The sequence below is a fragment of the Bradyrhizobium ottawaense genome (assembly GCF_900099825.1).
Lineage (GTDB): Bacteria > Pseudomonadota > Alphaproteobacteria > Rhizobiales > Xanthobacteraceae > Bradyrhizobium > Bradyrhizobium ottawaense_A.
In genome coordinates, this window is the sequence record NZ_LT629693.1 from 7,919,957 (window position 1) to 7,931,649 (window position 11,693).

Sequence of the window (11,693 nt, forward strand, 5' to 3'; positions counted from 1 at the left end):
GGCAACTATCTGAGTGCCCGTGAGGCGGAGACGATTGCTAATGCGGTGGCGAAGCTTCGCTAAGTGCTCAATTGGTGGTAGAGAGCCCAATAGTACTCTCTAGCTCCGGTTTGCTTTATGGACGCCTTGAAGGATTTTCTCACGAAAGCTGCGGACTTGTATTTGGCCGCGCCCGCATTTTTCAATTGGGCGGCGCCGATCTTTATAGCAGCGATAGGTGGTCTTATCGGACTGGCTTATTGGTTGGGCGGAAAATTTGCGGACTCTGAGATTAACGGCCTTAAGGCTCAGATGGCAGCGCTCGACCAACGTTTCAGCCTGGCAAAGGAACAGACGGCGGTATCTGCGAAAGAAGCGTCAGACCTCAAATCGCAACTCGAAAAGCTTCAGCATCAGATAACAAACCGCGAGTCGACAGAGGTATTGACGGAATCTAGCAGAGTTCTGACGACAAACCTAAACCGCATGATAAGCGCCAATAATGCAGCTCAAGGATACCTAGTCAGCACTGGATTCGACAAAAATGGAGAATTGAGCTGGCGTCCCATGACGAAAGAAGAGGCCCGCGCAGAGGTTGACTATAGAATCAAGAAGCTAAATGACCCGCGGTGACCAAATTATTTGGCCACGTTGTTCCGGTGGGTGGCTAGACATCACTCACCGTCCTTTGCCACGGCTAGGGCTGCGCGCTCTGCACCTATCGTTGCGTCCATGTGCACGTCCATCATGGGGCAGGGATGGCCATCAAGTCTAGCGACTTCGATACGATGCCGCTCTGTCCGTCACACCACCAGTTCGAAGGCTACGGTGTTGCTCTCCATGCTGGTCAGAAGCGCTGGGAAGCTCTGTACGGTACCCAGGATGGCCACATCGCGGCCACACGTAGGCTGATAGACGAGAAATCATTTTAAACAGCTATGGCTCATCAGGCACGAATCACCCCTCGGAAGGTCTGGAATAAATTCACAAAGCCGCAGGAAAGCCACAATCTCCGCATTTTGGCGCAAGGGGTTCTGCCACTCGAACTGTCCAACAAGTCTATGATTTTATTTTAAAATTCCGAATACGGCTCAAATCACCACGGGATAAGTCATATTGATATTCCCTCGCGCCCTTGCCAACGGTTCAGGCCAACCCCACACATCTAACTCCCCCCGAAAGGCATGTTTCTTTTTCAATGGAGAACCATGCCTGTGTCAGACAAATTACTGGTCAATCTCTGGGGAGCAAGCATCAGCGCCGATGGCGTCTGGGCGATCGGGGCTGCGGTTCTGATTGTGGTGGTTATCGCGCTTTGCCGGAAGCGGGCTTAATCCACTCATTCCTCGTGATGATCATCTCTCGAATGCCCGCATTGTATGGTCGTTAGGCGGAGACGATAGCGAACGCAGTTGCCAACCTTCGCTCCTGAAGTGGTAAAAGCCTCCTGACACTACTTTGGGGGCTTCGATGACCAACAGCGCTCAGACCAAAAGGGGAGGTAGACGCTACCGCGCCAAACAACGCGGTAAGCTCGGTGTTGGCCGCATGAACAAAGCCATGGGCGAGTTTCTGACCGCACAAGGCCGTGTCGAGCTGACCATGATCCTCCTCCTGATGATGATGAGGGACGAGGACTACGAGTGGATTTTCGACCAGATGTCGGAAAAGCCGTTCGGGGACAAAATCAAGTTCTTCAAAAAATACACGGCGGACGAAAGCCAGTTCTCGCCCGAAAACCTCATTCTGCGAAACCAAATCTACGAAGACCTCGATGCCCTGTTGCCCCAAAGAAACTCAATCGTGCACGGCGAAACCTACGAGGATCAGTTTAAGGGTCGGCCAAAACAGTCTTACCGGGTCGGGGTGATAAAAAATAACATCGAGTACCTCGAAGACTACTCGATGGATAAGCACGGCTCCAACGTCTTCTCCGTTAAACAGGTGCAGGACGCTACGGCGCTGGCAAACCAAACGTGGCGGAATATCAACCGGATTAGAGGTATCGAGGGGTCTCTGTGGTGGGATTAATCAGCCCCGGTGTTGTCATGCTGGGCGGCCAGCATGGCGCTTGTCCAAGCCGTTGCCACTAGCCCTTTAGTCCTCAAACAACCGCCGCAACTTTCCGATCACGTGTTGCATAATACGCAGCATGGAGCCCTGACCGCGTTCGTGAGGTCTTGAACACTCGACACATGCAGGTCTCGACAATCTGGATGGCGTTCTTGGTTCGCTCGTCCTTCTTCAAATTTCCGATGTATTTGTCCCGGGCGGTAGTCGTTGCACGGTTTACAACTCCAGAAGCTTATCACGCTGCTCGTCGGAGATTTCCAAGTCCACCGTCATAAAGCTTGCATTCTTCAACTCGGCGGTGAGCAGGGCGGTGATGTCCTCAGTCATGTTAGTGACGTGGTCAATCCTTGGTCTTCTTCTTCCGCCACCGACTCGACTTGGGCGGTGGCTGTTTTCTTGTCGGTAGATCCGAGAGCAGCTTGAATTTTGGTTGAGCTGGGATTGTTCCGCCATTACGTCTGACGCTGTCAACGGCTGCTAGATGCCTTCCCATGTCATCGCAGAACGAGAGAAGCCACCTCGTGAGCTGGAATAGTTCCTTGCCTGCCATTTTCTTGGCGCGAGGATTTGAATAAACGTCCGTTACGACCGCCTCAAACTGACCGTCAGCGGAGGAAAAATATAATAATATGGGTGAGTGGATAAGATCATTCCGCGTGTGCGATTGTTTGCCGATCTGGTCAGAAATCCAAACATATTCGGCGAAAACGGCTTGTTGAAACTGGTTGTGAGTGTCGGCCTGTTGCTTCTTTAATTCTTCGATGGACGCTCTAAGCGCTGCGGTGAGCATGTTCCGTTGCGCGGCGTCACTTTTAGATGAGTGCCATATCGCATTGGCGACGGACGTTTCAGCACCTGACGCTAATTGAAAGGTGCCAGCCAATTGCTCATGCAGCCACGCCCAACGGCGAACCAGTTTACCGAGCTCTGAATGAAGCCTTCGTTCGTCTACCGCGTTTTTCTGCTTTTGGGCCGTCGTGCGTCCCGGTACGACTATAGTGCGTGACTTAAGAGCAGGCTTGAATGGTTTGCCTGGCGGGAAGCCTACGGTCATGATTCACAAATCCGAAAAGATGTGAGCATAATGCACCCAACAGGTGCAAAACAGGTGAGCTTCCTGAATAAAGACACGCAGTTCCAAAAAGGCAAGTCCGGCAACCCGAATGGGCGGCCTAAGGGCGAGACTATCAAGTCAATTCTCAAGCGCCTGCTGGCAACAAACCTGAAGAATGAGCCTGACTTCCTGCTGGACGGGGAGCCGTCCTTCGTGCTGACGTTGAATTTCGGGATATTACCTCGGACGGGCTACTCCAGCAGAGTTCTTTTAAAGGTCTGACGAAAAAGTAGGCGGACTTACCGTTTGGTCTTAAGTTTGTTCAGCTTTGCCAATATTGCTTTGTGTTTACTCTGACTGTCCGCCAGCGTGCCCAAGACGATCTGCATATTGCGCTCCGCACCCCTCTTTTCGACGGGAGACCTCGGATTGTCCGCAAGTTTCTTGAAACGGTCGTAGCGCTTCCTGGCTTCGCCTAAGAGCTTCTCGTTTTGGACTTCGAGTTTTTTTATGATTACGTCGATATCGCTCGCCATGGTAGTTCTCCGGAAAAGAGGAAATGAAGGCTTCGTCCCCGACGTAAAAGGCTAATCCTTCGCCCAGGGCCAGCCGTACACAATTCACCATTTTGGGCTGAGCGACGAATTGCGTCCACAAACGACGAGTTGTTTGGACCCGCGCGTCATGGCGACGTACAGGTTTCGGGCATTTAAGCTGTCGGCATCGAGAATTACTGCGACCTCCGCTTCAAGGCCTTTGAGCAACAACGTGCTGCCGACGGCGCGACGTGGTAACGAGCGACCGACGAAGCGACCTTGTTCGCGAATTCGAACGGCGGCATCATAAAACTCGATTACGTCCGGCCCACAGCACAGTTCCAACGCGCGGAAACAGGAGCGCAGCACCGCGGGTCTATATACCCGCACTCCGGCTTCCTTGTTAATCTCCACCAGAAGGTCCAGGACATTTCGATGACTGCGGTCGTTCTGAAAAGCGACAGCCGAGCGTTCGACCGCACTTGGTTCTTTTCGACCGGACCCGCGCGTGACGACTTCAACGCGCTTCACAAGGTCAGCGGCTCCGACGTTCGTCATGATCTTTTCGGCAAATTCGGCAATTGTCCGTAAGGCGCGAGGTGCCGCCAAATCCAATTGACCTGCGAATGTCACCAAATCGCGCAAATCCACGGCCTCCACGGTTACCGCGCCCGGAGTCTCACTAGCATATTTTTGTTGGCTAGCTGGGCTAGTGCTTTCGCCGATAATCAATACGGAGCCGGTGCCGGACGGCGCCTTCACGCGTCCGGCCTTCAAGAGCTTTGCGTAGTCGTTCTGACTGCCATCGAGCTTGGTCCAGACCACAGCGGCGGGAGCGGTGGTCAGATCTATGGGCTCTTTAGCGAGGAGCCGCTTTCTTGCCTCTAGCAGCCAGTACCCGAGCTCATCTGCACCCGCATTGGCCCATCGCCAGGGATGTGCGAGCTCACCAGCGACCGAGAAGTGACTGCAAACATCATCGTCCCAACTGGCAAGAGGGTCATCACCGAATCCAAAAATAGCCTGGACCGGATCGCCGACAACACACGTCGGCAAGATCGCGGAGGCGTGGCAAATGATAGCGTGCTGCCTTGTTGAGCAATCTTGATATTCATCAACGAGCAACCGCGAATAGCTCGCGGCAATGACGTCGTTAATATGCCCCGCTTGCAAGAGGGCGGAAGCAGCGTCTCGGATGGCGCGGTAATTGGGACGACCTCCTTCAATGATGTTGGGGTCGTGCCCGGCTCGGGCAGGAAAGGTCGAAATCAGACGTATGGCCCATCCGTCGATCGTGGAGATGCGATAGGCGGAGCCAACGACGTTTGCCTTATCGAGGCGATCGCGCAAGGCAGCTACGCCAGAGTTTGTATGCGTCAGGACAAGGATTGGCCGTGGGGATGTGTGTTCTTGCAGGGCTCGTGCGATGAGCTGGGTCTTACCGCAACCGGCAGGGGCGATAACCAACCCTCGTTCTACATCGAGGAGATTTGGGTCAGGCGTTGCCATCCGCCGCCCATTCAAAAATAGCGGTGATCTTGTCGGAAAATTCATCGTCAGCTTCGGTGAGATCGGGACCAATAACATCGCGCGCGACAGTCTCCATCGCGCCTATGTTTTTGAACCAACCGGCTCCGCTTTTAGCTGCCGTGGCAAGGATCACGCAGCTCTCGTAGGAGATGCCGGTGCCCAATTCCTCTCGCATGCCATTCAAGTTTTTTGCGTTAGCCGAGGCAGATTTTATATGATCGTTGATAAGTGCTTCTTCCTTAAGCTCGACAGCTGTTTCCAAGAGGCCACGGGTACCGGAGTTTGATAGGCATTTGAACAGTTCGTCTTCGAGCGCGCTTCCTGGTGCCCATGCGAAGATTTGTCCGCCACCATCGGTAAACCTCTTTTCGGCCCGCGCCGATATCTGCCTGTCGCTGTCGCGGAGGACGGCAGTTCTGTAACCCAGCGAGAGAAAGGCGTTGGCGCGTTTGAAGGTGTTCGTGCCGCCTCCATCAACAAGGCTGACGCCGAGTGCCGTGATCGCCGTTTTGCTCTGCGCGATTCTGTGTTGATCCAGTCCACGCAGAAGGCCAATTTCGGTTGCCCCTTCACAGACTATGATGGTTGGCGCGAGCAGGGCGTCCGGCGACAGCCTTATTGTCCCTTGAATGTCGTCGGCGGTCCCGACCACAGTTGCTCGATGTTCCTCGCCAACCTTGCGGAGTACGTAGAGTTGGCTACCAGATAGCTCTCGCACGGCGACAGGGGAATGTGTCGTGATGAAGGCCTGTAGTGGAGGCGTGCGTTCCTTGGCGCCAAGGGCATCGATAAGGCGAATGATGCGGTGGGGTTCAAGACCGTATTCGAGCTCATCGACGATTGCGACCGAGGCGTTCTTGGAGGCGCGTCGTTGAAGGCCAGCGATCAATAGGCGCGAAGAGCCGAGGCCCAAGCCTTTAAGCGGGACTCCGTTTTGGTCATGGAGCGAAATCGTCCCTCCGCTGATCGAAACGGAGTGAGCGTCGAGGAGAGCTTTGACTTCATTGCCTATGGGGATGCCGAGTTCGTTAGCAGTCTCGGCAACAACTTGCAACGCGTCCGATAGCTCCTCTTTTGCTCGCTCACCAAACGTATTCCGCATTTCTCGCGCCGCCGCTATGAGCGCGGTCGAAGTGTCGGCTCGCTCTTCTGAGATACGATTGAGAATGGAGCCACGTCGCCAGCTAAGGTGATTTTCTGAGAATGTGCCTAGTCTCGTGGGTGCAATACGTTGCCGGTCTGTCCAGTTGAGATTTCTAAACTGACCTTTTGCGCTGGAACGCTCTGAAACTAAACCCCATTGTGGTTCAAGGTCACTTCCTATCGTCAGAGCAAGCTTCAGGACCGTTTCGAGCCCAACTTCCGGTTCCTCAGTAACGTCGCCGGTTAGTTCATCAAACCCACTGAGATAGGAGCCGTAGGTCTCGACGTTCTTTAGCGCGTCGTCAAGCGCGCCAAGCGTTACAGCAATGTTGATGGGGTTTGCGACGTCCATGAGATGGAAATCAGTATCGTTGATTTGCAGATTGCGTCGAGCGCCGAGGCAGTAGTCAATCGCGTCGAGGATGCTGGACTTTCCGGTATCGCCAGGACCGATGATGCAATTCACCCCCGGTGAAGGTTCCCAGCTAAACTTCTTCAGGCATCGAAAGTTCGCGATCTCGATTTTCCTGATGATCGGCATTGAGGTGGTCCTGACGGGAAGGAAGTGACGCCCCATACGGCCTAGAAGCCGTACCAAGGGAGAGCCCCCAAAGGTTGTTTAGCAGGACATTACACTATGGTTGTAGAGTCAATTCTTGGCTGAGAATACGGGCGCTTTTTGTTTGGGTCGCCATTATCGGTTGAGGAGCGCACTCACCGACCGCGCGATGCAACGTGGACGACGTCGTGGATGAAACACACGAATCGCCGAATTTCAAAGCGAGATCAATAGCGCTTGGCGGAAAGTACGTCCGCCGTTGGCGTCCAGCGCGTTTAGATTGGCTGAGGAAGCTGAATGGAAATATTAGTGGGGTGATGGAGGCCGTGTTTCTTACAGCGGCCCTAAGCAAGGCGGAAGCCGGGCGATTGTTCGGACGATGCGAACTCGCGTCTCTGAGCTACCTCGTCTTGAGAGACCCTTAAGGGAGACCAAGGCTAGTTCGTAGACGCTTTTCCTGCTCTGGATTTATAGACCGAATGTAATCGCCGAACAGCTTCTCGTAGAGATGTAATTTGTGCTCCGCGTCTTCACCCTTTACGAAGCTCGCCGCCTGTTCGAGAAATTTCCACATTCGCTCGTCGGTAAAACGTAGCGTTCGGTGAGACATTCGAAGGTTGAAAATGTCTACTTCAGCTCTGGCTGTCTGAGTCTTCGTAGGATTGATCGCAAAGTGCGACCTACGCAAAAGCGCTATCGCTTGCGAATGTTCGTCTGCGAGCGTTTCAAAATCATTTGAAGAAAAAATGATATCGTCGCTGTAGACGGTAACTTTTGATTCGAAGCGGTTGCCAGTCAAGGCTGATCCGAATAGCGATTTCTCCAATACTAGGGTCGCGAGCAGAGAAGATTGTCTAAATCCACGCGGCAATGTGCACTTATCGCCTTGGCGTATTGTGCTTTCGCCTGCAATCTTGAACGCCGATGAACGTGCCAAGCCGATAGCTTCAAGTGCGCGGCAAACCTTTGTGCGGGTGACGTGATCGAAGAATCCCTTCAGGTCGATAACTGCGAAGCATTTGTTGACAAGATGTGGTCGAAGAGCCGCTACGTGAGCCCGCTTGGCGAAGGCGGTGAATGCCGCGTTCGGCTGCCAATGACTGAAGACGCGCTCCTTAAGTAGTCGCCATTCCTCTTCGCCGTCATAGGCAGCGCGGCCACCCTCTGAAAAAGTACGCCATCCGGCATAGGACTTCGTGAGGACAAAGTATCGGGTTCCGTCTTTGAGAAATGACCGAGCGACGTTTCGCATGTTTTCAAGAAAGATGACAATTGGGGCGAGGTGAAACCTGCCCCAACGCCATTTGGCAGGTATGGCCGTGAAGCCACGAGGAATGCGCCTAAGCGCGCCCTTGCGCAAGGGACCGTCTCTTTCGCTTGAGAAGGAAGATTTGTCAACGCGGGCCGTATTTTCCTCGTCCCACATTTAACGGGATAACTCGCTGAACAAGCGCGGAAGGGGACGATGGCCATGACCTGCGAATTGGTTGGCGTATCCAAAGAAATCGGTGGAACGTTGCTCGCCCCTTTTTTAACACCTACCAATTTGGGATAGTTGTTGACGATAATCGCGCGATGCCCGGTTGACCTTGGGAGCGGATGGCCCGACTATCTTTATGATTGAAACGTCAAATTAGACACGCTTAGGAAGAGAAAATGGGGTCCGTACCGCAACGCGGTGATTTCGTCCGCGTGCGTTCCCGTCGTTGGCTTGTCGAGGATGAGCGCCCAATTGATGGACTGAAAACCCTTCGTTTGGCATGTGTAGACGACGACGCCCAAGGCGAAATAGCCGAAGTCTTGTGGGACGCCGAGATTGACGGCTCAGTTCTTGGGGATGAAGGCTGGGCCAGCGTTGCCAACCTGGGAACCGACGACCCCAGCGTCTTTTCGGCCTATTTCCGCACGCTCCGTTGGAACACCGCCACGGCTGCCGATCGTGACCTGTTTCAGGCTCCATTTCGCGCAGGTATCCATCAAGACACCTATCAGCTGCTTCCCCTGCGGAAGGCCCTTCGTCTGCCTCGCGTCAACCTCCTGATCGCCGACGATGTCGGCGCAGGAAAGACGGTCGAGGCGGGGTTGGTGTTGCGCGAGATGCTCCTTCGCCGGCGGATTGACTTTGTCCTGGTGGCAGCGCCGGCAGGCATGGTCCGCCAGTGGCAGGAGGAATTGGACGCGAAGTTCGGCCTATCCTTCACCATCGTCGATCGTGAGTATTTGGCTTCGCTTCGTCGGGAAAGGGGTTATAGCGCGAGCCCATGGGCATCGGGTTCGCGCTTTATCATTTCGCATTCGCTGCTGGCTGATGAGACCTACGTCGGCGGTCTTTGTGATCTTCTCGGAAATTTCCGGCCTCGCGCGCTTCTAATCCTGGATGAAGCACATCACGCAGCACCAGCGAGCGGCTCGCGCTACGCGATAGACAGCCAATTCACGCGCGCCGTGCGCGGGCTGGCCGAGCGCTTCGAGCACCGTCTCTTCCTGTCGGCCACCCCACACAACGGTCACTCTAATTCGTTTTCGGCGCTGCTGGAAATCCTCGATCCCCAGCGGTTCACACGCGGTGTCCCGGTGAAGCCCCGCGATCTCGACCCCGTTATGGTGCGGCGCCTGAAATCCGATCTGCGATATTTCGGCGAAACGTTTCCTGAGCGGAGGGTGGAGCCCATCCGCATTTCAGGGCTGCCGAGCAATACGCCGGAGCTCGTCCTCTCACAAATGCTCACGGCTTATGGGGAGGCTGTCCGTGCGCGGACGGCCAATCTGCCGCCGAAAGAGGCGGGCTATATTCGCCTCACATTTGTCGGCCTTCAGCAACGGTTGCTTTCATCGATTGCGGCTTTCGCCAAAACCTTAGAGGTCCATCGCAAGGGGCTGCTGAAGTTGGATAAATTGGCCTCAATAGCTGCTGCGGAAGCATTCGTCCGGGGTGGCGCCGAGACCGAAGACGACCCCGAAGACGTCGAAACCGGGGAAAAGCTGATCCAGGAGGAAGAAGACCAGGCTGCGGAAGCTGCGGGTGCCCTTGCGGCCGGCGTTTCAGACCTGGCCATCATTGATCAGATGTTGGAAATCGCCCGTAAACACGCGCACGGGCCCGACGCCCGTATCGACAAGCTTGTGGAGTGGATTCGCGCGAACATGGCACCGGCGGGCCAATGGAATGAGCGCCGGCTGGTTCTCTTCACGGAATACGAGGACACACGCCGCTGGCTAGAAAAGCGGTTGGCCGAAGGTCTCGATGAACTGCACCCCGATGACCGGATCGCATCGTTCACTGGCTCTACACCAAGCGATCGCCGCGAGGAGTTGAAGCGCCGGTTCAATTCAGATCCCGCCAAGGATCCGCTTCGGATCCTGATCTGCACCGACGCGGCAAGGGAGGGCATCAATCTCCAGATGCGCTGCTACGATCTCATTCACGTCGATCTACCCTGGAACCCGGCGCGACTGGAACAGCGCAACGGCCGGATCGATCGCAAGCTGCAACCCTCCAAAGAAGTATGGTGCCGCTATTTCGTGTACGAGCAACGCCCGGAGGATGTCGTGCTTCAGGCGCTTGTCAGAAAGACCGAGCGTATCCGCGACCAACTGGGTTCTGCCGGGCAGGTAATCGGCTTCAGGCTGTCGGAGCGCCTGGAGCGCGAGGGCATCTGGCGGGCGCAAACTCTTGCACGTGAGATCGACGAGGAGGCGGAAGAAAGTCTCCAGACGACCGCTTTAGTCGAGATGGACGACGAAACATCGGCCCGTCGAGAACGGCAGGCCCGGGAGCTTGATGATCTCCACGATATCCTTGAGAAGTCGCGGGTAAAGGTGGGCGTGGACCCTAATCTGCTCCACGCGGTCGTCGCGAAAGCCATGTCGCGCGCTGGTACCTCTCTCGACGCGGTTCGGGTCAGTGACTTCAATGGCACTGCGCTCTACCAGCTCAATCCGTCGGACCCCGCGTTTGCCGGCGGCGGCTGGCCTGACGCCCTCGACGATCTGAGGGTTCGCCGCCGCAAGCGAAACGAACGGCTGAAGGACTGGCGCGCCACGGCACCTCTGCGTGCGATTTCGTTTCGGCCGGCGACCACCAAAGAGGGCGCGGATGCCGAGGGCGTGCTTCAGGTTCATCTTGAGCATCGGCTGGTGCGGCGGCTTTTGTCGCGGTTCCTTAGTCAGGGCTTCGCATCGGGCCTCGCCCGCGCCAGCGTTGTGATCGGGCCGGGCGCCCAGCCGCGCGTCGTTTTGCTCGGTCGGCTGGCGCTCTATGGGCCGGGCGCAGCGCGGCTGCACGAGGAGATCATCCTGGTGACAGCGGCCTGGACGGAGGCGGGGCGTGGCACAAAACCGTTGCGGCCATTCGGAACGGTGCGTGAAGAGGCCACCATCGATCAACTCGACAAGGCGTTCGCGAACCCTCGCGAGCCTTCGCGACCGATCGTCGAACGGATCCGGCGATGGGCTGCCCAGGATGCCGCCGACCTGGAGGCGGAATTACGCAGCCGCGCAGAAGCGCACAAGACCGAAGCCATCAAGGATCTGACCGCTCTCGGCGAGATAGAGGCCAAGTCGCTCCAGCGTCTGCTCGAAGACCAGCGCGCTCGGGTCTCCAAGGCCGACGCCGAGCCCGATGATGCACAGCTCTCCCTTTTTGTTGACGCCGAAGCCGAACAGCGGCGGCGGGACCGGCGCCACTGGAAGACCAAGCTTGAAAAGCTGACGGCGGACATCGCTCAGGAGCCGGATCGAGTGCGCCGCAGTTATTCCGTCGTGGCTGATCGGTTAGAGACCATCGGCCTGGTCTACCTGTGGCCAGAAGGTAATTGAG

Annotated in this window: 9 protein-coding genes; 4 read left to right on the top strand and 5 right to left on the bottom strand. The window is 55.8% G+C overall.

From position 1 onward, the window contains the following. Positions 1-117 precede the first annotated feature (117 nt). A complete protein-coding gene (locus tag BLR13_RS37440; RefSeq protein ID WP_074829646.1) occupies positions 118-612 on the top strand; it encodes a hypothetical protein in 495 nt (164 codons plus the stop codon). Between the two features lie 837 nt (positions 613-1,449). Beyond that, on the top strand, positions 1,450-2,010 hold the full coding sequence (locus tag BLR13_RS37445) for a hypothetical protein (RefSeq protein ID WP_143039826.1): 561 nt from the start codon (positions 1,450-1,452) through the stop codon (positions 2,008-2,010). Positions 2,011-2,392: 382 nt separating this feature from the next. Here the strand turns inward: BLR13_RS37445 and BLR13_RS40855 are convergent, their stop codons facing one another. Continuing rightward, positions 2,393-3,106: a hypothetical protein gene (locus BLR13_RS40855; protein WP_143039825.1), complete on the bottom strand. Its 714-nt coding sequence runs from the start codon at positions 3,104-3,106 to the stop codon at positions 2,393-2,395. Positions 3,107-3,160: 54 nt separating this feature from the next. On the opposite strand from BLR13_RS40855, the gene BLR13_RS37455 reads away from it, so the two are divergent. Further along, positions 3,161-3,388: a DUF5681 domain-containing protein gene (locus tag BLR13_RS37455; protein WP_143039824.1), complete on the top strand. Its 228-nt coding sequence runs from the start codon at positions 3,161-3,163 to the stop codon at positions 3,386-3,388. Between the two features lie 17 nt (positions 3,389-3,405). Here BLR13_RS37455 and BLR13_RS37460 read toward each other — a convergent pair whose 3' ends face one another. From BLR13_RS37460 to BLR13_RS37475, 4 genes are all read right to left on the bottom strand, one after another. Further along, on the bottom strand, positions 3,406-3,642 hold the full coding sequence (locus BLR13_RS37460) for a hypothetical protein (protein WP_074829636.1): 237 nt from the start codon (positions 3,640-3,642) through the stop codon (positions 3,406-3,408). Positions 3,643-3,726: 84 nt separating this feature from the next. Further along, positions 3,727-5,196 carry a UvrD-helicase domain-containing protein gene (locus tag BLR13_RS37465; RefSeq protein ID WP_197679506.1) on the bottom strand — a complete coding sequence of 490 codons (1,470 nt, stop codon included), beginning with the start codon at positions 5,194-5,196 and terminating at the stop codon, positions 3,727-3,729. Then, on the bottom strand, positions 5,138-6,856 hold the full coding sequence (locus BLR13_RS37470; RefSeq protein WP_074832291.1) for an ATP-dependent nuclease: 1,719 nt from the start codon (positions 6,854-6,856) through the stop codon (positions 5,138-5,140). The genes BLR13_RS37465 and BLR13_RS37470 overlap by 59 nt, the downstream gene beginning before the upstream one ends. A gap of 439 nt (positions 6,857-7,295) precedes the next feature. After that, positions 7,296-8,234 carry a reverse transcriptase domain-containing protein gene (locus tag BLR13_RS37475; protein ID WP_074829632.1) on the bottom strand — a complete coding sequence of 313 codons (939 nt, stop codon included), beginning with the start codon at positions 8,232-8,234 and terminating at the stop codon, positions 7,296-7,298. A gap of 296 nt (positions 8,235-8,530) precedes the next feature. On the opposite strand from BLR13_RS37475, the gene drmD reads away from it, so the two are divergent. Next, a complete protein-coding gene (gene drmD, locus BLR13_RS37480) occupies positions 8,531-11,692 on the top strand; it encodes a DISARM system SNF2-like helicase DrmD (RefSeq protein ID WP_074829629.1) in 3,162 nt (1,053 codons plus the stop codon). Position 11,693 lies beyond the last annotated feature (1 nt).